General features: G+C 56.2%; 19 protein-coding genes. 9 read left to right on the forward strand and 10 right to left on the reverse strand.

What is annotated here, in order from left to right; genetic code table 11:
• The first annotated feature begins 11 nt into the window (after nt 1-11).
• Together AC6T8Q_RS12950 and AC6T8Q_RS12955 are read left to right on the forward strand one after the other, a co-directional pair.
• Nucleotides 12-1577 carry a right-handed parallel beta-helix repeat-containing protein gene (locus tag AC6T8Q_RS12950; protein WP_500679476.1) on the forward strand — a complete coding sequence of 522 codons (1566 nt, stop codon included), beginning with the start codon at nt 12-14 and terminating at the stop codon, nt 1575-1577.
• Nucleotides 1574-2335 carry a rhamnogalacturonan acetylesterase gene (locus tag AC6T8Q_RS12955; protein WP_500679477.1) on the forward strand — a complete coding sequence of 254 codons (762 nt, stop codon included), beginning with the start codon at nt 1574-1576 and terminating at the stop codon, nt 2333-2335. Before AC6T8Q_RS12950 ends, AC6T8Q_RS12955 begins: the two co-directional genes overlap by 4 nt.
• Here AC6T8Q_RS12955 and AC6T8Q_RS12960 read toward each other — a convergent pair.
• Nucleotides 2329-4173: a redoxin domain-containing protein gene (locus tag AC6T8Q_RS12960; protein WP_500679478.1), complete on the reverse strand. Its 1845-nt coding sequence runs from the start codon at nt 4171-4173 to the stop codon at nt 2329-2331. The two genes, AC6T8Q_RS12955 and AC6T8Q_RS12960, sit on opposite strands and share 7 nt — an antisense overlap.
• Before the next feature lie 410 nt (nt 4174-4583).
• Between AC6T8Q_RS12960 and AC6T8Q_RS12965 the strand changes: the two genes are divergently transcribed.
• From AC6T8Q_RS12965 to AC6T8Q_RS12980, 4 genes are all read left to right on the forward strand, one after another.
• Complete coding sequence (locus tag AC6T8Q_RS12965; protein WP_500679479.1) at nt 4584-6596, forward strand: hypothetical protein; 2013 nt, start codon at nt 4584-4586, stop codon at nt 6594-6596.
• 146 nt (nt 6597-6742) lie between these two features.
• A complete protein-coding gene (locus tag AC6T8Q_RS12970; protein ID WP_496922826.1) occupies nt 6743-6907 on the forward strand; it encodes a hypothetical protein in 165 nt (54 codons plus the stop codon).
• 9 nt (nt 6908-6916) lie between these two features.
• Nucleotides 6917-7888 carry a GGDEF domain-containing protein gene (locus AC6T8Q_RS12975; protein WP_500679480.1) on the forward strand — a complete coding sequence of 324 codons (972 nt, stop codon included), beginning with the start codon at nt 6917-6919 and terminating at the stop codon, nt 7886-7888.
• Nucleotides 7889-8146: 258 nt separating this feature from the next.
• The gene (locus tag AC6T8Q_RS12980) at nt 8147-8470 is read left to right on the forward strand and encodes a DUF6793 family protein (RefSeq protein ID WP_500679481.1); all 324 of its coding nucleotides are present in this window, start codon (nt 8147-8149) and stop codon (nt 8468-8470) included.
• A 90-nt stretch (nt 8471-8560) separates the two neighbouring features.
• Here AC6T8Q_RS12980 and AC6T8Q_RS12985 read toward each other — a convergent pair whose 3' ends face one another.
• The 4 genes from AC6T8Q_RS12985 to AC6T8Q_RS13000 all read right to left on the reverse strand — a co-directional run bounded on the left by AC6T8Q_RS12985 (nt 8561) and on the right by AC6T8Q_RS13000 (nt 13453).
• Nucleotides 8561-9580, reverse strand: a complete 1020-nt coding sequence (locus AC6T8Q_RS12985) for a hypothetical protein (protein ID WP_500679482.1) — start codon at nt 9578-9580, stop codon at nt 8561-8563.
• 365 nt (nt 9581-9945) lie between these two features.
• Nucleotides 9946-10557: a superoxide dismutase gene (locus AC6T8Q_RS12990; RefSeq protein WP_500679483.1), complete on the reverse strand. Its 612-nt coding sequence runs from the start codon at nt 10555-10557 to the stop codon at nt 9946-9948.
• A 248-nt stretch (nt 10558-10805) separates the two neighbouring features.
• A complete protein-coding gene (locus tag AC6T8Q_RS12995) occupies nt 10806-11117 on the reverse strand; it encodes a hypothetical protein (RefSeq protein ID WP_496922821.1) in 312 nt (103 codons plus the stop codon).
• Nucleotides 11118-11152: 35 nt separating this feature from the next.
• The gene (locus tag AC6T8Q_RS13000; RefSeq protein WP_500679484.1) at nt 11153-13453 is read right to left on the reverse strand and encodes a diguanylate cyclase; all 2301 of its coding nucleotides are present in this window, start codon (nt 13451-13453) and stop codon (nt 11153-11155) included.
• Nucleotides 13454-13879: 426 nt separating this feature from the next.
• On the opposite strand from AC6T8Q_RS13000, the gene AC6T8Q_RS13005 reads away from it, so the two are divergent.
• A complete protein-coding gene (locus AC6T8Q_RS13005) occupies nt 13880-14917 on the forward strand; it encodes a hypothetical protein (protein WP_500679485.1) in 1038 nt (345 codons plus the stop codon).
• Nucleotides 14918-15025: 108 nt separating this feature from the next.
• Nucleotides 15026-16597: a glutamate--tRNA ligase gene (gene gltX, locus AC6T8Q_RS13010; protein WP_500679486.1), complete on the forward strand. Its 1572-nt coding sequence runs from the start codon at nt 15026-15028 to the stop codon at nt 16595-16597.
• 84 nt (nt 16598-16681) lie between these two features.
• Here gltX and AC6T8Q_RS13015 read toward each other — a convergent pair whose 3' ends face one another.
• From AC6T8Q_RS13015 to AC6T8Q_RS13035, 5 genes are all read right to left on the reverse strand, one after another.
• Nucleotides 16682-19621 (reverse strand): secretin N-terminal domain-containing protein, encoded by a 2940-nt coding sequence (locus AC6T8Q_RS13015; RefSeq protein WP_500679487.1) that lies wholly within the window; start codon nt 19619-19621, stop codon nt 16682-16684.
• Nucleotides 19622-19739: 118 nt separating this feature from the next.
• Nucleotides 19740-20741, reverse strand: coding sequence for an isocitrate/isopropylmalate dehydrogenase family protein (locus AC6T8Q_RS13020; protein WP_500679488.1), 1002 nt, complete (start codon nt 20739-20741; stop codon nt 19740-19742).
• A 244-nt stretch (nt 20742-20985) separates the two neighbouring features.
• The gene (locus tag AC6T8Q_RS13025) at nt 20986-21408 is read right to left on the reverse strand and encodes a hypothetical protein (protein ID WP_500679489.1); all 423 of its coding nucleotides are present in this window, start codon (nt 21406-21408) and stop codon (nt 20986-20988) included.
• Between the two features lie 230 nt (nt 21409-21638).
• Nucleotides 21639-21860 carry a hypothetical protein gene (locus AC6T8Q_RS13030; protein ID WP_500679490.1) on the reverse strand — a complete coding sequence of 74 codons (222 nt, stop codon included), beginning with the start codon at nt 21858-21860 and terminating at the stop codon, nt 21639-21641.
• Nucleotides 21844-22920 carry a saccharopine dehydrogenase family protein gene (locus AC6T8Q_RS13035; RefSeq protein WP_500679491.1) on the reverse strand — a complete coding sequence of 359 codons (1077 nt, stop codon included), beginning with the start codon at nt 22918-22920 and terminating at the stop codon, nt 21844-21846. Before AC6T8Q_RS13035 ends, AC6T8Q_RS13030 begins: the two co-directional genes overlap by 17 nt.
• Nucleotides 22921-23022: 102 nt before the next feature.
• Here AC6T8Q_RS13035 and AC6T8Q_RS13040 point away from each other — a divergent pair, with 102 nt between their 5' ends.
• Nucleotides 23023-24033 (forward strand): hypothetical protein, encoded by a 1011-nt coding sequence (locus tag AC6T8Q_RS13040; RefSeq protein ID WP_500679492.1) that lies wholly within the window; start codon nt 23023-23025, stop codon nt 24031-24033.
• Nucleotides 24034-24381: the final 348 nt, after the last annotated feature.

Raw genomic sequence — 24381 nt, forward strand, 5'->3', positions numbered from 1 at the left:
TGGAACAGAGTATGCAAAGTTGGAATCAAGCGGTAATCACGGCATGCACTATTGGCATCGTCTTAGCAGCAGGCCACACGCAGGCAGCGGAATACTTCATCGCCCCAGGGGGCAGCAATTCCAACGGTGGCTCGATCGCAAGTCCATGGGGAACTTTCGACTTTGCCATCGATCAACTGAATCCCGGTGACACACTGTTTGTACGGGGCGGCACTTACAACTTATCTAATCGAATCACTCTTAGTTCCGGCGACGGCGGAACTCTCAACAACCGTGTGAACATTTGGGCTTACGAAACAGCCGGAGTGATGGAAACGCCGATTCTCGATTTTGCTGGGATGTCGAATTCGCTCTGGGGGCAATCTGGTGGGCGCGGCATTCAGGTCAACGATGGCATCGATTGGGTCCACATCAAAGGGCTCACAATTCAGAACGCCCGCGATAATGGGCTGCAAAGCCAGAGCGACAACAGTATCTTCGAGCGCATGACCACCCGCTGGAACGGCGACAGTGGATTGCAGATTGACGGTTCATCCTCATACAACATCGTTCTCAACTCCGATTCGTATGAAAACTACGACCCTTCAGCTAACGGTGAAAACGCCGACGGCTTCGCGGTCAAATTCGCGGAACTCGGCCCCGGCAATGTCGTCCGCGGCAGTCGCGCCTGGGGGAACTCCGACGATGGTTGGGATATGTGGGAGAGCACAATTGGCGGTGTATTGGTCGAAGATTCTTGGAGCTTCGACAACGGCAAATTGTTACCGCGATTTCTCGCCGCCGACGCGCTGGAAGCCAACAATCTGAACGCCTCGAATTTCAACGGCGACGGGACTGGCTTCAAGTTGGGCCAGGACGGCGGTCGCCATATCCTCAATCGCGTGTTGGCCTGGGACAATCGGAACGGCATCGACGTCAACGGCAATGGTAATGGAGTGACGGTTAACAATTCCGTCGGCTATGACAACACGCGCAACTGGCTGTTTGATGAAACTTCGGCTGAAACTCTCAATCAGCATGTGCTCACGAACAACATCTCGTTCGCAGGAAGTTCTTCGGATACGTTTCAGTCGGGGGTGACTTCTTCGCACAACACTTGGAACGGCATTCCCGTCAACGCCGCGGATTTTTTGTCTTTGGACGATTCCATTGCCCGTGGTCCTAGAAATCCCGACGGTAGCTTGCCGATCAGCAACTTCTTGCGTCTCTCCTCAGACAGCAATTTGATCGATGCCGGCATCGACGTGGGGCTACCTTTCAATGGCATCGCGCCGGATTTGGGAGCGTTTGAAACTTCACCCATTGTTCCCAACAACGCCGACTTCGATGGCGATGGCGACGTCGACGGCCGTGATTTTCTCATCTGGCAACGCGGCTTCGGCGGCCTCGCCACACTCGCCACCGGCGATGCCAACAGCGACGGCCAGGTGAATGAGCTCGATCTGGCAATCTGGCACGATCAGTTTGGCAATCCGCCGGAAGTCTCGGGCGTGACGGCCGTGCCGGAACCCGGCAGCATCGCCTTACTGGTACTGGCTTTGAGTTCGCTGGCCGCCATGCGGAGACGAATGGCGTGAATCGCTTGGGAATGTTGTTGGCGATCGCAATTCAATTTTTTGTCTGCTTTGTCGTACATGCCGACGAACCCAAACCGACAATTCACCTTGTTGGCGATTCGACGATGGCCGACAAACCTAAGCTGGAACTTCCTGAACGGGGATGGGGACAACTGTTTCGCGAGTTTGTTTTGCCGTCGGCCAACATCGAAAACCATGCGGTCAACGGGCGGAGCACAAAATCTTTTATCGATGAAGGGCGTTGGCAGAAAGTCGCCGATCGGATCAAACCGGGCGATTGGGTGATTTTTCAGTTCGGGCACAACGACGAAAAAGAGTTGGATCCCACCCGTTTTACTCGCCCGCATAAGGAATACAGCGACAACTTACGCCAATTCCTCCGCGAAGCCAGGGCAGGGGGTGCAACACCCGTATTGGCAACGCCCGTCGCGCGTCGTAAGTGGCTCGACGGCAAACTGGTCCCGACGCATGGCGATTATCCCGCGGCAATGCGTAAGATTGCATATGAAGAAGCTGTGCCACTGCTCGAACTCATGCGACGGACCGCCGAAATTGAGTCGCAGCTGGGCGAAGCAAAGTCCAAGCAGCTGCATCTCTGGTTTTCACCCGGTGAGCATCCGGAACTTCCCCAGGGGCTAGCCGACGATACGCATTACTCGGAATTCGGGGCGCGGAGGGTTGCTAAACTCGCTGTCGAAGAAATCCAACGCCTCAAATTGCCGCTAGCCAAACACTTGCGAACACCGAGTGATCAATAAGTCTTACCGAAGTCGACTTCTTCGTATTTCACCCGCAGGTTGAGCATTTCTTGCTCGGACTTCAATCCAAACCGCACTAACTTTTCGGGGTCGGGGTTGTTGGGGTTGTAGTGCGAATTGTCGAAGTGCGTCACCGAGTACAGCGCATCTCCCGCCTTGAGCCGGATCGGGTTCACGAACTCATACGTCCGCTGCCAGTTGGTGTCGTACGCGGGGACCTTCAAAATCAGCTCCCGTTTTTCCTCGGGGGTACCCGGATTGGTCGCTTTGTAGAGCAAAAAGTCCTTGCCTCGGAAGTGCATGTGCGGGGCCAAGGCATGAATCAAGACGTCGGTGGGGAACTGATAATAATTCGCCTTTCCGTAGTGCATGTCATGTGGCCGCAGGCGGATGTCCTTGCGATTGAAAACCTTGGTCTCTAACACGTGCTCGGGCTTTTGCTCGGCCCATTTGATGCTCATCCGCGAAACGTCGGATTCCTCGGCCTGCCCAGTGGGGGTGTAGTGCATCTCGAAGAACAAATCGTGCCCCGCCGGCAGCCGCAAGGCATAACCTTCTGGGTAGATCCGCGAGTTGAACGGATCGCCGGCAACGTAGTCTCCAATCTTCTTTACCTTGTCGCCGGTGAGTCCATACAACTCGAACATCGCCTTGGTGGCTTCTAACTGCTTGTCGCTATGCGGACCGACGATCGCGCCGATATGGTGCACGACGGCTTTATTCCCCGGCTTCAGCTCGATCGCTTGAATGTAGCGATCTTCAGCAAAGTTGGCTTTGATGCGATAGAACTGGTATTCGTCTAAGCGGAATCGCGGCACGACATACGGTTCTTCCATCTCAAACACGAAGTCGGGTGTCCCGATGGCCCATTCGTCGGGGCTCGGCCACTTACGTGGTTCTGGGGCATCGGCCGGATCACCCGCGGGGCAATCCGCCGCGACCCAGGCCCGGAACATGTTGATCTGGTCGTCCGTCAAACGGACGTCGTGTTGAAAGCCGCCGTTGTTGGGATCGGTAATGCCATGCCAGGGGGGCATGATCCGATTCTCGATCCGGCTCAGCATGACCTGGCTCATCCCCGCGACGGTTTCATAAGAATCGAAAGCGCTGAACAACTCCGCCCCCGACTCGCCTGCCCGGTGGCAACTCACACAGTTGTCTTGCACCAGCCGGGCAATTTCTTTGTGATAGGTAACCCCAGCATGTTTGCTCAAATCGCGGACCGTCTTCTTGGCGATGTCGCAACCCGAGGCCGCGGTTTCAGCGATCGGAGCTTTTTCGTTTTTCACAAATGCAGCCAAGGCGTCGGCAAGATAATTCTGCTTGCTCTGCGAACTCCCGCCCCCGAACCACATGCCGTTGACCTGCCCGCGGTAAAAGATTTTGTTGGGATCAAAACCTTCGCGGGTATCGAGCACCACCACTTGGGGGGTTTTTGTTAGCCCCAACTGTTCGTGCCAGGGGTTCGCTTCGTCGTCTTTGAACACGGGAAACATCAACTCGTTGTCGAGCGCGTACTCGGCGATTTTCGCGATTTCGTCGTTACCGTTGGTGAACAGCCCGATGAATTGGATCCCCGCCTCGTCGTACTGCTTTTGCAGCTCGTTCAGGTTGGGGACCAACCTCCGCACGAGTGGGCACTGCGTCGAAAAGGTCACCACCACCAGCGCCTGGTTCTTCTTGCTGGGGTAGTTGTAGGTCAACTGCTCCGGCACGCGGGTGTCGCCCCACCGACCCGTGAGTTCGGGGGGGGCAGCCGCCTGCGTCCTTGCGATTGTGAAAACCATCACAATCGTCAGAAGCGGTATGGCATGTCGTAGAAGGAATTTCTTACTCATTTTTGGCCAACCTTATTAGCACTGCGTGTTCCCGCTAATCACAATGAAGATTAATTGCAACCTATGTTTCCACAAGAAAACGTACCGCGGTCATTGTGATCAGGGTATCTGCAACAGAAAAACATACGGCACGGGAAGTGCCGAATCTTAAACGCAAGTTGGATTCGAATGTTTTTGTGGAATTGACCACTTAGGTGCCATATGTCGCAAATGCCAAGGACACAAGGAGCCAACTGCCGATGTAATGCTAAACATCGCAGTTGATAGCGGAGGAATCACTTAATTGGTGGCTGGACAACCAGAGTTGACTCATGCCGGCCACCAGTACCTAGCTGGACAGGAAAAACGAAACCTAACCAGCACGCCGCTTGGAACTCATTGATATGTATTGCACCATTGCCCGCCTGCTCATGAGAAGCTCCCTCCTTCTCATTCTTGGCACAATAATTTTCGGGGGCCAGTCTCTGGCTCAAGAACTCAGCGATCCGCGCGCCATTCTCGACGGTGCGGAAGAAAAGTTCGCCGCCCCCCCAGTTTCGTGGTTCTACGAAACCCAAGATGCTCTCCAGGCCGAAATGCAAACCGTCGCCGCCGCGCTCGAAGCCCAGGGCTCGGCCTATGCGGATCCCTGGAAAGAGCATCTCCGCTGGTCGTTGCTAGAAAAGAACTTAGTGCCGCTCAGCCAGATCAATCTCGCAGAAATTGAGCTCGCCCGCCGGTGGATGTATTCCAACCGCAAAGGGATGGAACTTCCGTTTTACGCTAATTTGCGCGAAAAAACCGACGCCTATCTCGATGCGGCTTATACCCTGTCGCAATCCGACTTACAGCAGCAATTCAATGCCCAAGTTGCGACCGCTCGCCAGCAAATTTCCGACTTGTTGGACAATCCAACCGACGCCGAAGCCGCGGCCTTGGGACGCACGTTGGGATGGCTGGAACGAACGAAACAACTCACGACCGAAGTGGCCGCTTTGCGGGCCCAGCTTTCGCACCCCAACGCACAGGTTCTTGTCGGCAAAAATTTGGTCTTCAATTTCATGTCGACGCAAAGCCCCGAGGTCAAGCAATCCCTGCCCGTGGCCGACAGCGGCGAAGCGCCCCCCACGCGGCGGTTTCAAATCCCGCGCATGGTTCATGTCCGCGGCACGGCCCACACCGTGGGGGAGATCTCGCTGGAACTCGTCCCCAATGATCTCCAAGCGGAGCTCAGCATCGTTTACAACGGCGAAGTCGATTCGCATTGCCATGCCGATGCGGGGCCAGTGACGTTTAACATCCGCACGATCGGCCCGATGAAGGCCAGCAAGCCGGTCACCTTCGGACCCACGGGAATCGAAATGGGCGAAACATCCATTCACCCCCGCGTGCGAACCCGCGTCACGAATATCAACGCCGATAATTTCCTCATTCAACGAATGGGCGAACGTCGCATTAACGATCCCGAGAATAAAACGCACATCAGCAAACGGGCCCGCCAAAAGGCCGTCCAGGTGCTGGAAAACGAAATGGACGAGAAGGTCGGCGAGGCCATCGACGAAATCAAGGCCGAGATCGCCCGCATGCAGGGCAACGCCAGCGAATTTGGCGACGTCTTTGCTCCCGTGGTTCGCGAAGGGGCCCGCCCCTTTTTCCATAGCACGGCTTCCGCGCCCGATGCGATTGCCGCGAATATCATGTCGCAACGCCGCGAGCAATTCGGCGCGGCCACGCCATGCCCGCTCGACTTTACTGAAGGCGACGTTCGTTTCCGCATGCACGTGTCGTTTCTCAACAACATGATGGAAACCATCATGGCGGGAAAAATGTTCACCGACCAGTACTTCATGCAGTACGCCAAAGTCCTGCAACCGACGTTGCCGCTCGACTTGATGGTCCATGCCCGTACGCCACGTTGGGCAATCATTGCCGCCAAGCCGCGTCCCCTCGAATTGAGCATTCCGGCACCGAATCAATTTCAGTTCGCGCTCAACATTGCTTCACTCGAAGTCGATGGCGAAAAGTTCAACGAACCCACTACTGCCACGGTTCGCTACGAGCTCGTGAAGAATGAATTCGATGAATACTATTTAGAACGCACGGCCGACGTGCAGCTCGATTCCAGCTTACCGACGGCCCAACGCGAATTCTTGCATAAGAAGTTGAGTGCCTTCTTCGCCCCTGTGCTCGATGCGGGCGGCGTTTCCATCCCTGAAGGGGGTTCACTCGGTTCGCTCAGCACACTGCAATTCCTGGGCGTGCAGGCCGACCAGGATTGGCTGGTCGTGGGCGTGAATGTTCCCAAGGAATTTGTCGACAATGTGATGAAAGCCCAGGACGCCGACCCCGCAGCCCCAGTCGATCCCGATGCCCCTGTGGAATTGGTGCTACCCCCGCCGTTCGCCACCGACAGCGCCTTGAGCGGCTATCCCACCACTCCTTAGTCGCTCCCACCAGCCGATTGTACCGATAAGTCCGACCATGCCGCCGGGCATCTTCGCACCACTTCTCCACAGTCTGCGCGATCGCGACCTATCGTTTACCTGGAGAGCATTGCGCGCGTCCGTTTCCTTGATACGAGGAATATTCCATGAAATACATCTACGAAGCACAAGCCTGGCTGGTTTCTATCAAAGGTGAAACGTGGCAATGGTTCTCCGGACTCAGCCAACAAGAATGGATGGTCGTCCTGGGAATTGTCTGCGTCCTCGGCTTTTTTTGTATGCGGGGCTTCAGCCAACGTGGCACGCTTTAGGACAACACTATGTTGACAGTCCCGCCCATTCACTTCGCGTTCCTCGAAACTCTGCACTGGGGGCTCGTCGACACCGGCGCGCTCGCCGCGATTGCTCTGATTGGCTACCTCTTCGGCCATCGCACCCGTGCCACGGCTGAGCAACCGATTGATAATCAACTACAACTCGAACTCTCGCGAGCCTCGCAAATCGCACGGGAAATGCAACAAATTGCCAACCGCATTCTCGATGACGTCGCGAACCATCAAACTAATATCGCGCAGTTCAAATCGCGGCTTGATGACGTGCAGCACGGCACGACGAATTCCGGCTGGCAAATTCTTAGCCAAGAAGCCGAAACGCTGCTCACGCCGACGATGAAGCTCGCCACGAATTTATCGCTCGCCTATGACGATCTCCGCAAGCAAACATCGCAACTGATGGTGTTTACCGGCTCACGCACTGACCAGGAAACTGGCTTACGCAATCGCCGCGCGATGGAAGAACAGCTTTCCGTTTTACTGTCAAATCACTCCGTGGATTCTAACCGCTTTGCGATTGCGCTCTTTTGCGTCGGCAATGCCGCTCACGAAGTGACCAAAGCCCAAATCGGCGCGATGGCCGGATTGTTAGAAAATACAGCCCGTGATACCGACGTCGTGGCCCGCTACAGTCCCGACGAGTTCGTCGTGCTGATGCCACAAACGAGTCTCGCCGGGGCGACGATTTTCGCACAACGCCTGCTCGACGTAGCCCATCAAGAACTTGGCCTGCTTGTGTTCGGCGGGATCGTCGAAGCGCAAGAGGAAGACGCGCCCGAAAAACTTTTGAGCCGCGCTGATTCGGCCTTGTATAGCGCTCGCAGCGAAGGCGAAAGCTGCCTTTACCAGCACACCGGCAAGTCGATTCGTCCCTACGATACCAAACCCGCTATCGACACCGCCGACCTATCTATTGGCGCTCCTGCCGAATTACAGGAACCGGTTGAAATTACGTACTAATTCGCGGCTTTCTCATCACAAATCTCGCCATCCAGTAAGCAAGCCCAACAGCAACTTACTTATTTTTCCACAATCAATCTTGTCAGAAATAGCGTGAATTTCTCCAGCAAGTTGACGGTCATTGTGGCAATGAATTAAACTTACTTGGAGCGTGGGCGAGACATCCTTCGCGACCGCTGAGTCGGCCCTTCGCTAGGATGTCCGACAAGCTAAGCCGTTCTGTTTCCCTTCTCAAGTCCGTATGCAAAGGAGATCGCCATGCCACTCTTTGAGGTTGAAACGGATAGTCACATCATTATCACTTGGGCCCAGGACAACGACGAAGCTTCGGCCGTCGTGACCGATGCCTATCCCAATGATTCTGTCATTCGCATGACGAAGCGACCCCGCGATACGTGGGTCATCTCCAAGAGCGCGCTAGGCCTGTCGGGCTCGTTCGACATTTGTCACACCGCGCGCGACTGCTTATCGAAGGCCGAAGGAGACAAGGTGCATGCCATTCGTCTTTATATGCACGAAACAGGCTCTGACCTCGAGCAAGCTCGCAAAGTGATCGAATCCAACATGGTCATGGGCTGGTAAGAACCAGCATCTGACCTTGTCGTTGCATCATGGGGTGCCACTGCTGGCTTACCCAGCAGTGTTTCCACACGCTAAGAACGCGATCCACGTTTAGCGATACTGCACGCCACCCGTGCTGGGATAGCTGCTTGGTGTTGTCGAGGTCGTCGTGCTAGGCCGGGTGGCGACTTCATAATTTGCCGACGTTCCCGGATAAGAGCTTGTGCCACCGGGACGATAGGGCTGTACACTCACTACCGCAGAAGCTGGCTGCACGGGTGCACTGGCCGGCATGGAGGTGCTGACGGGCGATGCCGTCGTTGGCGTCTGTGTCGCGTAACGATCACCCAACACGGGTGAACTTGGATTCGACGCAAACGGTGCGCTGGAGTTGGCTGGTGTTGTGGCATTCACCGGCGTACTCGCAGCGGATGGTGCAGTAGCAGCTAGATTGGTGGTGGTTGGATAGATGCTGGGCGTAGCAGCCGGAGTTGTCGTCGGATAACTGGCTGGCGTGCTCGTAGGCGCAGTTGTCGTTGGATAAGTGCTGGCGTAGCGATCTTGTGCCGACATACCATAACGATCCGTCTGAGCGGCCGGAGTGGTTGTTGCCGGTGTCGAGGCAAGGCTCGCTGCAGGTGGAACCGCTGCAGGGTTGTATGGCATTGCCTTTGAAGCGGCCGGGGCACTGCTTGTGGTTGCCGTCGTCGTAGCAGCCGGGGCGGTAGTGGCCGCGGCAGAATAACCTTGCACACCGGTAGTGGGATAACTGCTCGGAGCAGCCGTACTGGCTGAATAAGCAGGAGCCGTGGTTGCCGCCGTCGCCGCCGCCTTGGCGGATTTCACCACCGGAGCCGTTGCCGCAACGACTGGCGTTGTGATTTTCACGGGATCGGCACCTGCCAAGGCTTCCGCTTGTTTCGCGATTTCCGAGGGCAACTGAGGAGCACCAGCCACCGTGCTGGCCTTCTCGGCATCGGTTGTACTCGCTGTTTTCGCCCAGGGCAGCTTAGGAGCTGATTTGCAGCCAACTGAACCGCAGCAAATTGCTAAGGCTAGCCCAATCGAAAGAATGCTGACTCGCATGGCATCCGTGCCTTCAAAGTGATTTGTGTTTTTGCTTCGCGCCATCCTGGCGCTCAATCGCGGGGCATCAGGTCACGCTATTCGTGCCAGGGATTACCACCGACACGAGTGCTATAACCCGCACTATTGGACTATGTCGGCAAGTCGCTGCCTCGCCGAACAGAAAATCATTTCAATTCTTGAGCACAAAGTCCGATAGCACAGCGCGCGGCGGATTATAGAAAACCCACAACCGGGGTCAACGGCATTTTGGTATCAGTGGCTTCCAGCCGCTGCTCACTCTGCCAGCTCAGCAGCTGGGAGCCACCGTTACGAAAAAAAGCCTGCCACTTCCGTGGCAGGCTTTAACCATTGGTCTAAGCAAGGGTGCCACTGCTGGCTTGCCCAGCAGTGTCCAAACATGCTAGCAATCAACCCTTGGCTTTCGCATAGCGATCACCCACGGCGTTCCAATCGATCACGTTGTAAAACGCGGTGATGTAATCGGGACGGCGATTCTGGTAGTTCAAATAGTAGGCGTGCTCCCAAACGTCGAGGCCCAAGATCGGCGTGTTGCCGGTCATATAAGGGTTGTCTTGATTGGGAGTGCTTTCGATCACCAACTTGCCGGCGGGGGTTACGCTCAGCCAAGCCCAACCGCTGCCAAATCGCGTGGTCGCGGCCTTAGTGAAGTCTTCCTTGAACTTGGCGAAGCCGCCGAGTTCGCTCTCGATGGCCTTGGCCAAATCGCCGGTCGGTTCGCCGCCACCCTTGGGGCTCATAATCAGCCAGAACATCGAGTGATTCGCATGACCGCCACCGTTGTTGCGCACAGCCGTGCGAATCTTCTCGGGGACGCCCTCGATATTGCGGCAAAGATCTTCGATCGACTGCTCGGCCACGCCAGCACCGTCAAGTGCCGCGTTCAGATTCGTCACGTAAGCGTTGTGATGCTTGTCATGGTGGATTTCCATAGTCTTGGCATCAATGTGCGGTTCCAAAGCATCCTTCGGATACGGCAGATCGGGAAGAGTATAAGCCATCGCAAACCTCCTTCTATATTGTCTGTTAAAGCATTCTGTTGCGTATTAAGAGTGCAACAGCGGTAAGCGCCGCGTCACGCTCTTATGGCAGCATACCGGATTGAGACTGCACCGGCAATCGGCCCAAGAATGGGCGAGCCGGCCAACGAATGCGCACGTTGGCTCGAGAGAAGTCATTCAGAGGGGCCACTATCAAATTTTTTTGTACGACCAGCAGAAACTGGCTCTTGTCTCTGGACTATTTGCTCTCAGCTATGAGATTGCGCCGGCGCCAACGCCAACAACTGGCGCAAATTCTGGCACTGACTTTCCAGCGCCGCCAACTGCGCGGCCAAGCTTTCCACCCGAGCCGCTTGCGGCTTAGCGTCCTGTCCCTCACCAACAAAACTAACCATCTCTTCCTCAAACACAGCATCAACCGTCGCCGTGGTCAGAGATGTGTTCACACGCATCTCCGCGGGAGCATTCTGTGCATTCATCGAGGGTCGCCGCTTCATGCGCATTTCATTCGCGCAAATTACTTTCACGGCACGCTTGATTTCGGAAATTTCACTTCTCATGACACAATCTCGTCGAAGGGACACAATTTACGGGTTTAAGACGTTTTAGTTGCTTCGGCCGCTTCGGCTTCGCGCTCGGCCGATTCCTTGGCCATCAGATAAGCCTTCACGCTTTGCAGAATCAATCGTGCGCGTTCGGCAATTTCACCACGGCGCCGATTCGTGGCCCGGCGGGGACGAATCTTCACTTCGATATGCGTTGAAGCGTATTCGCCCGAGGCTAGCCCACTGTTGTTTCTGCGTTCTTCACGGCGTTCGCTGAATTCCATCTCGATGCGGAAGTCGACGTTGCGATCGCTTTTGCGGCGATCGAACGAAACCTTCTCGCTCGAAATCTCCAGCTCCACCGAATTCTCGTGCGTGGAAATCACTTTCGCTTGGTGATCCGAAACGAAGCCCCGCAACTTCGCAATTGCGATGTCGATCGGCACGGCGGTGGTTAACTCGGTTTCAATCACCGGTTGGGCCGTCAAACTCCCAAACCACCACCAGCGTTTTTTCTCGGCTTGCTTTACAATACCATTCCCCAATTGCACAACTTGGTTGCGGCCTTGCTCTTTGGCCATGAGAAGTGCGCGGTCCGCGCGTCGGAGCATCGTTTCACAGTTGTCACCAGCTTGCAGTTCGGTCACGCCGAAGCTCGCCGTGATTCGTTTATTGCCTAAATACGAGTGCGGTGTATCCGAAAGTTTGGTGCGAATTTCTTCGGCCCGTCGCGCCGCATCGGCATTGTTGCAGTCAGCACACAGCACGGAGAATTCTTCACCGCCATACCGAGCGACCAGATCGCCCGCCCGACACATCGTGGCTAGCAAATTGGCGACCATGATGATCGCTTCGTCGCCGGCCTGATGACCAAACGTGTCGTTGATTGATTTGAAATGATCGATATCGATCATAATCAAGCTGCAAGGTTGCTTGGCTTGTTCGTGCGCTTCAATAAAGAGCGCCTGCATCCGGTCAAACTCCGCCCGATTGGCCACTCGGGTCAAGGGATCGCGGGTCACTTCGGCATGCAAAGCTTCGCAGCGTTCTTCGAGCGTGGCTTCCGGCTGGGCATCGTGCAGCAGAATCGTTGCGCCTTGAATGCCCCCGTCCGGGCCAACCACGGGAATCGCGTGCAAATCGATCGGCACCAAATTCCCTTGTCGACCCAGAATCAACAGCCGTTGGCGAATCTGCGAATTGGTTCGCAACGCCCGCGTCACAGGGCACGAACCGTCATGAATCCGCCGGTTGCCGTGATTGCACATCTCCAGCAAGCTGGGGGCAAATGTGCGGCCCGTCGCGGCACCCCGGCTAATGCCGGTGAGTTGTTCCGCTCCTTTGTTCCAGAGCGTGATTTTGGCTTGGGTATCAACGAACACGACGCCGTCGTGCATCGTGTCGATAAGTTTCTGCTCGAACAGCGACCGGCCCTTGCTGACCGACTTGCTGGTTTTGTCGGTCGTCGATCCCTGAGAATGTCCGACGTTCTGCCAGGGCAATTGTTCCTGGCGAACCTGCAAATCATTGAGCCACCGCGCGGCAACGCGGCTGGAGAGCACGTCCTGCTGCTGGGCCAATACGTCTTGAAATTCTTTCACCAACTGCGGATCGAATTGCGTTCCCGCGAACTCGAATAGTTCGTGCAGGGCACGGTCTCGTGACCATGCAGGCCGATAAACTTGATCGGTCGTCATGGAATCAAACGCATCAACGATCGCAATCATCCGCGCTTCCAGCGGAATGGCTTCGGCGATGAGGACCCCTTCGGCGCCCTGACCATCGTAACGCAAATGGGCATATCGCACGGCGTTGAGCACACGTTCGTCGCTGCAGCATTCGGCGAGGATCATGCTCCCCAATTCCCCTTGCTGTCGCACGAGTGTTTCTTCATCAGAGGTTAACCGGCTCGGCTTCGTCAGGATCGCATCGGGCACGCCGACTTTCCCCACGTCATGCAGCAGAGCGGCGACTTCCACGATATCGCGTGATTCATCATCGAGCCCTGCATGCAAAGCCCAGGAACTACAACCCAGCGCCACTCGCAGCGAATGTTCGGCAGATTGTGGGTGCTTTTGTCTCAAAGCCACGAACAAGCTGCTCGCCATGCCGAGCCGCACTTGCACGAGTTTGTTTTCATATTTCGAAGACGGCCGGGGCTGCGGAACGTCCTTCCGCGGTGCCAAACCATTCCCACCCGCGACTTCTTCCAGGGCGTGAAGCAACGAACTGATTTCCGCAACACGTGTCTCCGTGGAAGAAAGACGAGGCGAGCGATTCTCATTCTCGTCATTGAGCAGCGCGAGCGCGGCTGGATCGAGAGCAGCGGCGGGGATTGTGGTATCAGCCATGGATTGTGCGTGGTGGCAAAGTGCAAAAGCGTGGTTACGCACGCTTCGGGGGCATTGCAGTTGTCACTCAAAAACTAGGTTACTTTTAGCCACAATAATCTCAGGATTTACCACTAAGGCTGGCATTTTCCCCAGACGAAGCCGTCCAGGGTCGCGTGAAGCGGATACACCGCACCTTCCGACTGCAGATTGTCCCACACTCACGACGCTAGCTACCAAACGCCGAACTATCTTGCCTAATCGCTACAACGGGCACACGCGCACGTTCGTAGCGGCTGGTGCAGTCAAAATGCCGATTCCGATTGTGCGGAAGGGAATCGCTCTCGAACTGCGCCAATCGTTTGGCAGCTAGTTCTTGGGATCTTTTGATTCCCTTCTCAATCCTTCTGAATTGGCATTCCCAGGCAATCACATCTAAGCGGACTTATGGCACGCAATAACGGACGGTGGGGACGCCTGCGTCGCGTCCTGAATGAAGATCTCTCCACGTCGACCGTCATCTATGGCGGGACGGACGTTGACCGCACCCCCGGCGACACGCCGCGGTATGGTGCCGGTGCGAACATCGAAAATCATCCTCAAGTCACCGACTATGTTCCCCGCCGCTTCCGCATCATGGGCTTGGTCCTGGCCGGCGGCGCGGGCTTAGGCATCTTAGCCGAAACTATCGCTCACAACGCCGACGCCTTGAGCAGCATGCTCGGCGTGACACCAACAGAACTCACCGCCACGATGTCCGACCGGCTCGTCGGCTGGACCAGCGCAATCGCCCTGGTCGTCGCGGCAGCTTACGCTCGCGTAATTTTTATACTCAAACGTCACCGCCTGGACGACTTGCGCGGGCGTTATCGTGTTTGGCATCATGCCAGCTTGCTGGCCATTGTGCTGAGCGCGAATTGCGTCATCGCGCTCCATAGCTTGCTGGCTCACGCGGCGGGCCACGTCACTGGCTTTCATCCGCTCGGGGGCGATGCCGCTTGGTGGCTCGTGCCGACGGCACTTGTTGGTGGTTGGATTTTCGCACGTTTGATTCGCGATGCCGCCGAATGTCGCACGGCACTCATGATGTTCGCCCTGTCGGCTGCGAGCTTTACTATCGCTGCCATCTGTGCGGCCGGTTGGTCGCCAATAAGCTCAGCTCTGTGGGCCGACACGCTCACCCGTTCCTTGCCGCTCATCGGCTGCATGTGTGCGTTGGCGGGAACATTGCTGACCGCTCGCTACGTGGTACTCGACGTCCAGGGCCTCATCGAGCACGAAGTTGAAGTTGCTAAGCCCGCGAGCGATGCTAATTCATCGTCGCGGAATTCCAGTTCATCCAGCAGCCATTCGTCAACTGACGACGAACAGGAAGTCGCTTGGACCGACGGCAGTGAGCCCGAGGACGACTACTCCGACGACGACCGTCCGCTGAGCAAGGCCGACCGCAAACGGCTCCGCAAAGGCCGCTTCCGTGCCGCTTGATTCGGTTGAAATCCTGTCCTAGCCGCCGACGGAAGTCCGCGGTAGACAGTCTCGCTTTCGTGAGAGATAGTGGTTGCTTAGCCACAATTCTCAACTCAATTGAATGCCATGACTGTTCGCACGCGTTTTGCTCCCAGCCCCACCGGCTACCTCCATATCGGTGGGGTCCGCACGGCCCTGTTCAATTGGCTCTTTGCCCGCAAGCATGGCGGCCAATTCCTGCTGCGCGTCGACGATACCGATCAACAACGCAACGTCGAGGCCGCGCTGGCCCCGATTTTACACGGCTTCGAATGGCTGGGGCTCGATTGGGATGAAGGCCCCGAAGTGGGCGGTCCACACGCCCCCTATTATCAATCGCAGCGGGGCGAGAAGTATCAAGCCGCAGCCGCGCAATTGCTGGCCAGTGGCCATGCCTATCGCGACTTCGCCACGACCGAAGAAATTCAAGCCGAACGCGAAGCGGCCCAAGCTTCCGGCAAACAATTCACTTACAGCCGGCGCTGGATGGCGGAAACCGAGGCCGATGCGGCGCGCTTTGCCGCCGAAGGTCGGCAAGGGGTCGTGCGTTTGAAGATGCCGCGTGAGGGCGAGCTTATGATCAACGACCTCATCCGCGGCGAGGTCCGCTTCCCCTGGGCGGGCGAACAAGATCACGTCGTTCAACGCGCCGACGGCACCTGCCTGTATCACCTCGCTTCGGTGGTCGACGACCACGACATGCAGATTTCGCACGTGATCCGCGCCGAAGAGCATCTTTCCAACACGCCCCGGCAAATCTTTATCGCCCAATCGCTCGGCTACTCGCTTCCCGAGTATGCCCACTTGCCCTATGTCGCCGAACCCGGCAGCAAAAACAAACTCAGCAAGCGCAAGCTCGATAAGTATCTTAAGAACAAAGATTTCGCCTCACTCAAAGACCACGGCCAACGCATCGCCGACCGCCTGGGGCTCACCGTTGAGAGCGACACCTTCAACCCGGTGATCGTCGATTTCTACGAGCAAATCGGTTTCCTGCCCGACGCGATTCTCAATTATCTCGTACTGCTCGGCTGGTCGCTCGACGACAAAACCGACGAGTTCACCCGCGCCGCAATGATCGAGCATTTCTCACTGGAACGAGTGAACAAAGCCCCCGCGAGTTTCGATCCGCAAAAGCTTTTCGCGTTTCAAGATCGCGCGATGCAAAAGCTACCGCTTAAGCAAAAGGTCGCGCTCGTGCTTCCTTACTTGCAACAAGCAGGCTTCGTCTCCAGCCCGCCGCCGTGCGAGACTGCGCCGTATTTATCGCAAATCGTCGAAGCCGCCGGCGACCGTATCAAAGTCGCGGGGGATATTCTCGATTACGACGATTTCTACACCACCGACGACAAACTCACGTACGATGAGAAGACGCTTGATAAGCGTCTGAAAAACGCCGCTGGCGCACCGCAACTTTTGGCCGAGTTCCGCGAAGTGCTCGCAACCGTTGAACCTTACGACGCAGCAACCTTGGAACACGCGCTCAAATCGTTCGTCGAACAAAAGGGCATCAAGATCGGCGATATCGTTCACGCAGTCCGCGTGGCAGTCACCGGCAAAGGAGTTGGCTTCGGGCTCTTCGAAACACTCGCCATCCTAGGCCGCGAGCGCTGCCTCGCCCGCATCGACCGAGCATTGGCCGAAATCAAGTCATCCTGAGAGAGCCTTGGCGACCGAGGGATCTAGCCTGAACAATCAAAATGTCATCGACGACTATAAAGGTCAGTACTAGAAGTCTTAAGATCAATTATTTCCACCCCGGCCGCCACCACGCCGACCACGATCGCGACCCCGCTCCCGCCAACCGTCGCGGCGCTCTTGGTTTTGATTCGGCTGATTCGCGTTGAGTTGGCTCACTGGCTTGCCACCCACCCACGGCTCGGCCATCGCCTGCATCACGGCCCGCTGCAACCGTTCCGGCTCAATCATCCCGCGAATTTCATGCACGCGCACCACCGTATTGGGCTCGGCCGCTTGATCCAGCACGTTGATCGTATCTTTGATGCTATTCAACACCCCCGCCGGAGCCGACACGATTAAAGAATTCGAGACTTCATCAACCCCAATCGATAGCGCGCCCTCAAACGAAATCAACACGCCCCCTTTGCCGCCTTCTTCCTCGGCAGGGGCACCAAACATATACCGCGTCGAACGGCCGGAACTCTGCTGCCGCTCGCGATTTTGAAATTCCTTGTCCTTGGAACTCAGCAAGTCCGCATAAACTTCTTTGAGTGATTTGGCGATATCCTGGGCTCGCGAATACTTGACCTTCACGGTGATCGTCTGCCGTTCGGGAAATCCCTTCGGCTCGGGCTCGATATCGTACAGCCCAATCATCTTTTCGATGATCCGCAATTGGCTTGAACTGGCGTTGGAAACAATCAGCGTGTTTGAATAGTAATCGTCGATAAACCTAAGCTTACGGGCCTTACCCAAAGTAGCCACTTCTTTATTTTCATCGTTATCCCCACGCCGCACGCGACCCCACCAATCCAAGATCGGCTCGGCATCGTCCGCAATAATATCACGAAAGTATGTTTCCAGAATGTCCTTCATATCCTCTGCCATCACGTGGACAAGCCGGTAGTGGCGAAATTCCGGTTGCGGCGGGGCCAACTGATCAATGAGCTCCTGCATCCGATCCGCCGCCAGCGGATCATCCGAAATAATCACCAACTGCCCATCATCATTCACAGTCACCTTCACCTTAGGCTTAACCGCAGCCGCTTGCAGCTTAGCGCTCTCCTCCACCTTGGCTTCATCACTCAACTGCGCAAACTGAAACCGCGCCCGCCCCGCCAAGGGCTGCTCAGTAATCTTATCCGCTTCGGCTTCCTCCGCCGGTTCCTCTTTTTCCTCAGCCGGAGCAACGCCCCCCTCGGGGATTTCAATCTCCAGCTCGTTCTCGCCTGACCAAGAATCCTTAAGCCGTTCCAGCAACCGCTGCGTCGCCTCGGGGCTCCGTTGCTCGAGCACCCGCACGCGGTCCGCACCCACGAGCGTGCCGTCGGCACTTTCACTGAGCTTCGCGATCAGATTGCGCACCTCGTTCATCTCGTTGTCGGTCGCCCACAACAGGATCCGATTGTTCTCGACATCGGGCAGCACGCGAAATGCGGTCTTTGGCTTGTCATCGTCATTGTTGTTGCGGCGGAAAAAGAAGAAGGGAAAACCATTGTCATCGTCTTTCTTTTCTCCTTCGCCGGAAATCAATTCCATGATCGAGCCCGCCACCTGATCCGCCGGCAAACGCTTGGGCAGCCAAATCACTTCCGGCCGCCGTCCCGAACCGTCGAGCGTCGAGATCATCCGCTTGATCGTCGCGTGGTCTTCCGCCGTGGCGTAGGCATAAATCGTTTTGCCCTGGCCGTCACTTTGCAACTGCGTGAGCGGATTCAAATTGCCGATGTCTTGCAGCGTGCTCACAACTTTGTCCGGGCTGGCCGTGATCGTGCTGTATTTTTCCATGTACCGTGCGCCACTCTCTTGCCCTGAGGCACCCACCGCGAATTCCTGCTCTTCGACGTCGAGTTCCGCGATCGTGCGATCGATCACCGGAATCAAATCGGGCGGGGCATTCACCAACAGCGTGTTCTGCCGGCGATCGACCGTGATGTAAACCTTCGGCTCGTCTTTTTGGAACATCTTGGCAAGGTCCTGTTTATTCCCCCCGCCGCGCTGCATCATCTCTTGCATCTGCTGCATTTGTTGCATCTGCTGTTGCTGAGCCATCATCTGTTCTTGCGGCGACTGCCGTTTGTCTTTGTCCAAGCCCAACACGATCATCACCTGATCGGCAATATAATCCGCCCGGCGATGCCGAATCTGATACACCTTCGGTTTAAGAAACTGGCTCGCCGCTATTTCCTCAGAATAAATCAAGCCGCGGACGTTCCGCAGATTCCCAACCGTATCAATCACCAGTAACCGCTTCGTTTCCAACAACGGCGTGACTTTCGCATCGGGCCGCAGCAAGGCCTTCACATCTTCAGCCGCCTTGGCGGGGTCCAGCCCCGCTGGCAAGTTGAAACGGACCCGCACAAACTCATGCGGCATTAAAGTATCTAAATCGTCGGCGCTCACTTCGGGAACCAAACTCGAATCGAGATTCGCCACCTTCACCACGCTCAGCACTTCACCTTGCTTGATGATCGTGAACCCCCGCGCGATCAAATGCCGGTTCAACAAATCGAGCGCTTCGGGCAGCGTGTATTTGCGCTGCGTCGTGAGATTCAGAAAGTCCGCCGGCAGCTCCTGCCAATCGAAACTCAGCTTCGCCGCATCGGCATAATCTTGTAGCACCTCGGCCCAAGGCTGCCCCATGTAATTGAACTGCACAAGGCCGTTCTTGTCGGGCGTGAGCTTCGGCCGATTCGGATCAACCGTCGGCGGCTTGTCGGTCGGTCGCTTGATGGTCTTGGCGTCACCTTCGCCCTCGGGCTTCTTCTCGCCTTCGCCCTCTTTTTTCTCTTCCGGCTTTTTGTCGTCCGGGGGAGTCGCAGGCTGTCCCGGCATGGCTCCCGGCGGCATTCCACGCCGCTTCATCCGTTCCATGATCTTGGCCCGTTGCTCAGGAGGCATATCCGGCGGGAATTGAATTTCCTGCGCCAGGACGCTCGCCGCGGAAGCAAACACGAGCATCGCGAATAAACAGATCGAACAGCGTTTCGTGAGAAATCTCATGGCACGAAAACCCGCAGAAAAAGGGGAGAAGTTCCAACCCTTGATTATAGCCACCCCAAGGGGGAATTACCAAAACGTTAGCCGGCATCGTCCCGATGCCTTGAACGAATCGCGGCTATTACCCCAACCGATCCATCACCGCCTGGGTGTACTCGCTCGTCGACGATTTCCCCCCCAGGTCGCCCGTGCGGACTTTTCCCTCGGCCAGCACGTTCCGTACGGCGTTTTCGACGCGGTCTGCCGCATCCTTTTCCCCTAGAAACCGCAGCATCAAAACGCCGCTCAGCACCAAGGCCGTTGGGTTGGCCAATCCCTTGCCCGCGATATCGGGAGCCGTGCCGTGGACCGCTTCAAACACGGCCAGTTTCTCGCCCACGTTGGCACTGGGGGTAATTCCCAACCCACCCACCAAACCGCTGGTCAGATCCGAAAGAATATCGCCGAACAGATTCTCCATCACCAGCACATCAAAGGCCTGCGGATCGCTCACCAATTTCATCGCCGCGGCATCGACAATCCAATCATCGAACGCGATATCGGGATACTGGGCCGCCACTTCCTGGCAGCATTTCACGAAGAGCCCGTCGCTCAACTTCAGGATATTCGCCTTGTGAACGCACGTAACTCGCTTGCGGCCCTGACGACGAGCAGTCTCAAACGCGAATTTGGCAATTCGATCGGAAGCCACTTTGGTGATCACGCGCAAACTTTCCACCACCCCCGGCACAACGATATGTTCCAAGCCGCTGTAAAGTCCCTCAGTGTTTTCGCGAATCACGATGAGGTCGACGTTCTCGAAGCGCGTCTTCACGCCGGGGAGCGAACGGGCAGGGCGATAGTTGGCATAAAGATTTAACTTTTGCCGCAGTGCGACATTCACGCTGCGAAAACCGCCACTCTTGGGCGTCGCCGTCGGACCCTTGAGCGTGGCATCGGCGTTCCCCACCGCGTCGAGTGTCGATTGGGGCATCGGATCGCCCAACGTGTCGAGCGCAATCTGCCCCGCCGGCTCCTCTTGCCATTCGATTGCCACGCCACTCGCGTCGAGTATCGCCCGCGCCGCCGCGCATACCTCGGGACCGATGCCGTCACCAGGGATCAACACAATGCGATAACTCATGATTCACTCTCCAGGAATTTTACAGGAGCGTGCAGAGGTAGCAGAGAGTGTTAATCGTTATCATTCTGAGGGAGGCTCGCCGACCGAAGAATCTAGCTTCCAACTTCATACGCCTTCGAAGCCTGGAAGTGCTTCAATCCAGATCCTTCTGTCGCCTAGGCTCCCTCAGGATGACACACACAAAACTCTGCTCTCTCCGCTCCCTCCTGTAAAAAAAAAATTTCTTACGGACGCCCAAGTTTTTTTACGGACGCGCTGCAAACGGCACGGTCAAGGCCGACGCTCCGCCACACGTGACGGAGATCGCCAAAAACCCATCCGCGGGGGGCGACTTCAAGGCGGGCTCAAGGTAGGGGAACACGGCGGGCACCTCCGTTCGGCATTTCGCGAACGGGAAGGCGTGGGCAAACACGGTCGTTTCGGCTTCGTCGTCGCTCGCGGCGCGGTCAGCGATCGCATCGGCGATCGTTTCCACGCCGAGCCAACTCCGCGCGATCTCACCGCCGATTTCGTCTTCGCAATCCAACAGAAACACGACCGGATCGCGCAGCTTGTCACGCAACGCTTCATCATAAGCGTCAAACGCCAGCTCCAAGCTGCTTTCCAATAACATCTGCTGGGCTTCGAGGGGATCGAACCCCTCGGCAGCCTCGCGCGCATCACTCATACGACTTGGAATTCTTCTTGGCGTTCTTCTCGGCCCGCTTTTCCTTGGTGGACTTTTGCGGCTCTTTTTTAGTTTCTTTCTTACCTTTGTCTTTAGCACCCATGTCGGTAACTCCTTTAAGTTGAACAGAAAACGACAAGCATTATATCGCGTTTCGGCAAAATACAAATCCCAGCCGCTCGCGGCTTAGCGGCAAAAACAAAGCTGTGGTCGCCGGGTTGCGCAGGCTGCTAACTCACTTCCATCATCGGACGAGTCCGAGGCGACGGCAGCTCACGGCCAGTTCGCTTGAACTCATCGATCACTTCCTGCACTATTTCATTCAGCTCGGAATAAACGGCCACCGGATCATCTCCGTGAATCCCCGTAATCAAGTCAGGGCACTTACCGATGTAAATCTGATCTTCATCACTCCATTCGACCCAGCGATGATACTCATCGATCGGTTTCATTTTGAACCTCAAATTTCCCCGCCCCCGCCAACCGCTCCACCGCACCACTCCCCAACAACATCGCCGGGGTACAACTTCCCCCCTCGGGCGGCGTGTCCAACAGATGCTCCACCACGGTCAGCGCCGTATCGACCGTCACGTCATAGACGTTGCCGATCTCGATCCGTACGGTTTTACTCTCTCCCGCGGCATTCACCGCTTTGCCCCACACCCACGTGTGGGATTTCCGGCGCTGGGTGGTCGTGGGGCCTTTCACAAACTTGGTCACCAGTTTTTTAAGTAAGCTCTGCATAAAACTCGTCGCCAACACCGGCCGCGCGGCATTGAGCACTTTCAACACACCGGTCCGCTTGCCCGGTACGGGAATCCACGTGTCGATGTTCGGTATGCCCGTCGTGTAATACGCGCTCGACACATCCCCCCAGGAGATCGCCATCGCCGGCACTTCGCCACGGCCAAAATCAATCTCACGCGAAGTCTCCTCGGCGGGGGTTTTCACAATCGCCCCCTCCCGCCGGCGTAGCATCCCGTTGCCCAAACTTTCGAGCGCCGTTTTGAGTGTTCCCGGCGAAGCGGCCGAATCGGTTTCAAACCCCAACGACAACCGCGTGGCATCGGGTAGCAATTCCTTCAGTCGCAGCGCCACGCAATCCGTCGGCACCACATCAAACCCCACCCCCGAACAAAGCACCACACCAACTTCCCGCGCTCTAGCCGCTTGCGGCTTAGCGTGCGTATGCTCCAAAACCGCAATCTCACCCGTGATATCGAGGTAATGCGCCCCCACGCGCAAACAACCTTCTATCATCGGCGCGCTCGTCCGCGAAAACGGCCCCGCACAATGCAGAACAAGTTTTACGCCGTCCAATCCCTCGGCAACCTGCGCGGGATTGTCGAGCCCAAACGCGGAACACTCCAACCCCAATTCCCGCGCCAACGGCTCAATCTTCTCGCGATTCCGCCCCGCCAATATCGGCAGCAACCCCCGCTTAACCGCCGCCCGCGCGATCAGTTCGCCCGTATATCCATTCGCACCATACAGCAACCATTTATGTGTCATCCCCAAAGTCTAGCCGCTCGCGGCTTAGCACTCAATGTAAACAAACTACGCAAATAACGAGCGTCTGTTGCATCAACAACAACGCCGTGCCAGAATTCTTAGATGCAAACACTCATCCGTACATTGCTCTGTGTAGCCCTAGTCGGTTCGCTCGTAGCAGCCCAATCACGCGCCGACGATGCACTCTTACACGAGGTTAGCAAACGCCACAGAGAAAATTGGAACGCCGTCCAAAGCTGGCGCGGCGAAGTCGAAATTGTGGATGAGAATACAGACCCTGCTGTCAGATTTAAAGATGCGAAGTGGTGGAGCAAGGTCTCATTCGCCTATCAAGCGTCACCGCACTTAGTTCGTTGGAACTGGCGGATGGTTAAATCCGAGAATGCTGAGATTCCTATACCGATTTCAAATGGGTTAATCAAAGATGAAGTGGCAACTGTACTCGAAGTCCACACACCAAAGGGTGAAACAAAGGAACGTAGAGACGTGCGTATCCTCGATCTGGAATCGCTTGGGTTAGGGCCTCACGGACAAATGTTTAGCCCGATGTATTTCACAGGCTACAGGGGCGATAATCTCGCCGATTGGTTTGATCACGTAGCCGGCTGGTTTGAAAAATTAGACCCTGCCGAACTGAAAGGTTGGGACGTTTCGCAAAAAGGCGACTTATTTATTCTTTCGTTCGTGAGTCCTACTTTGCTGAATTGCTATACGGCAGACCTTTCCAAAGGGGGCAATCTCGTTTCTTACGAAGCGGAAGAAAGAGAAGACTCGGTCGTGGTCTCAAAAGGCCATTGGGTATGGAAGTACGAGCAGCTTGATGGTGTTTGGTTGCCGGCAAATTTGACGATAAGTAAGTTTGAGTTTGCCAGAGCTGGTGGCGACCAAAAAGCAGGCACTGAATTATCGAGAAGCGTCCGCACAATTACTTGGACAACTAACGAAATCAACGTTCCCATGGAGAATGAATTCATGCTGGAAGCAATTGGCCTAGTAAAAGGCGATCTCATCTCAAACACGATTACTGGGGAATACTCTCGCTATGGCATGGAAGGTGAACCAGCCTTCCCCATCCCAGAGGGCCAAGTTTGCCCCCTGCCAAGTCCCAAGTAATCTCCCCGCCGCTCGCGGCTTAGCACTCCACCAAAAACAAAGTTCACCAAAAAACCAATCGCGCAAAAAAGCAGCCCGGCCGTCACAAGGACGACCGGGCTGGATAATGTTGCTTGAAGAACAGGCTTTAGTCAGGTATCTCGAGTTCCCTGGTAAAGCGGGCACTCACAAGCAGGTGGTGGCTGTCTCCGTAGACAACCCGCCGGCGGTCAACGGTTTGCACCACCCCACTGGCGTATATGATAATCGTTCAAAAAACCACCTCCTTTCAATCAATGTCACGGCGGCGGAGCAACGCTGCCAGAGGTCACTCGCGCGGCCAAAGGGGCCCGTCGTGGTGCGGTCCCA

The organism is Bythopirellula sp., from assembly GCF_041737835.1.
In the GTDB taxonomy this organism is placed as follows: Bacteria; Planctomycetota; Planctomycetia; order Pirellulales; family Lacipirellulaceae; genus Bythopirellula.

What these genes read in the sequence shown, in the direction of transcription:
- AC6T8Q_RS12980 (WP_500679481.1), top strand. Translation starts at nt 8,147, where the DNA reads ATGCCACTCTTTGAGGTTGAAACGGATAGTCACATCATTATCACTTGG.
- AC6T8Q_RS13005 (WP_500679485.1), top strand. Translation starts at nt 13,880, where the DNA reads ATGGCACGCAATAACGGACGGTGGGGACGCCTGCGTCGCGTCCTGAAT.
- AC6T8Q_RS12960 (WP_500679478.1), bottom strand. Translation starts at nt 4,173, where the DNA reads ATGAGTAAGAAATTCCTTCTACGACATGCCATACCGCTTCTGACGATT.
- AC6T8Q_RS12995 (WP_496922821.1), bottom strand. Translation starts at nt 11,117, where the DNA reads ATGAGAAGTGAAATTTCCGAAATCAAGCGTGCCGTGAAAGTAATTTGC.
- AC6T8Q_RS12975 (WP_500679480.1), top strand. Translation starts at nt 6,917, where the DNA reads ATGTTGACAGTCCCGCCCATTCACTTCGCGTTCCTCGAAACTCTGCAC.
- AC6T8Q_RS13020 (WP_500679488.1), bottom strand. Translation starts at nt 20,741, where the DNA reads ATGAGTTATCGCATTGTGTTGATCCCTGGTGACGGCATCGGTCCCGAG.
- AC6T8Q_RS13040 (WP_500679492.1), top strand. Translation starts at nt 23,023, where the DNA reads ATGCAAACACTCATCCGTACATTGCTCTGTGTAGCCCTAGTCGGTTCG.
- AC6T8Q_RS12985 (WP_500679482.1), bottom strand. Translation starts at nt 9,580, where the DNA reads ATGGCGCGAAGCAAAAACACAAATCACTTTGAAGGCACGGATGCCATG.
- AC6T8Q_RS12965 (WP_500679479.1), top strand. Translation starts at nt 4,584, where the DNA reads ATGAGAAGCTCCCTCCTTCTCATTCTTGGCACAATAATTTTCGGGGGC.
- AC6T8Q_RS13030 (WP_500679490.1), bottom strand. Translation starts at nt 21,860, where the DNA reads ATGAAACCGATCGATGAGTATCATCGCTGGGTCGAATGGAGTGATGAA.
- gltX (WP_500679486.1), top strand. Translation starts at nt 15,026, where the DNA reads ATGACTGTTCGCACGCGTTTTGCTCCCAGCCCCACCGGCTACCTCCAT.
- AC6T8Q_RS13025 (WP_500679489.1), bottom strand. Translation starts at nt 21,408, where the DNA reads ATGAGTGATGCGCGCGAGGCTGCCGAGGGGTTCGATCCCCTCGAAGCC.
- AC6T8Q_RS12990 (WP_500679483.1), bottom strand. Translation starts at nt 10,557, where the DNA reads ATGGCTTATACTCTTCCCGATCTGCCGTATCCGAAGGATGCTTTGGAA.
- AC6T8Q_RS13015 (WP_500679487.1), bottom strand. Translation starts at nt 19,621, where the DNA reads ATGAGATTTCTCACGAAACGCTGTTCGATCTGTTTATTCGCGATGCTC.
- AC6T8Q_RS12950 (WP_500679476.1), top strand. Translation starts at nt 12, where the DNA reads ATGCAAAGTTGGAATCAAGCGGTAATCACGGCATGCACTATTGGCATC.
- AC6T8Q_RS12970 (WP_496922826.1), top strand. Translation starts at nt 6,743, where the DNA reads ATGAAATACATCTACGAAGCACAAGCCTGGCTGGTTTCTATCAAAGGT.
- AC6T8Q_RS13035 (WP_500679491.1), bottom strand. Translation starts at nt 22,920, where the DNA reads ATGACACATAAATGGTTGCTGTATGGTGCGAATGGATATACGGGCGAA.
- AC6T8Q_RS13000 (WP_500679484.1), bottom strand. Translation starts at nt 13,453, where the DNA reads ATGGCTGATACCACAATCCCCGCCGCTGCTCTCGATCCAGCCGCGCTC.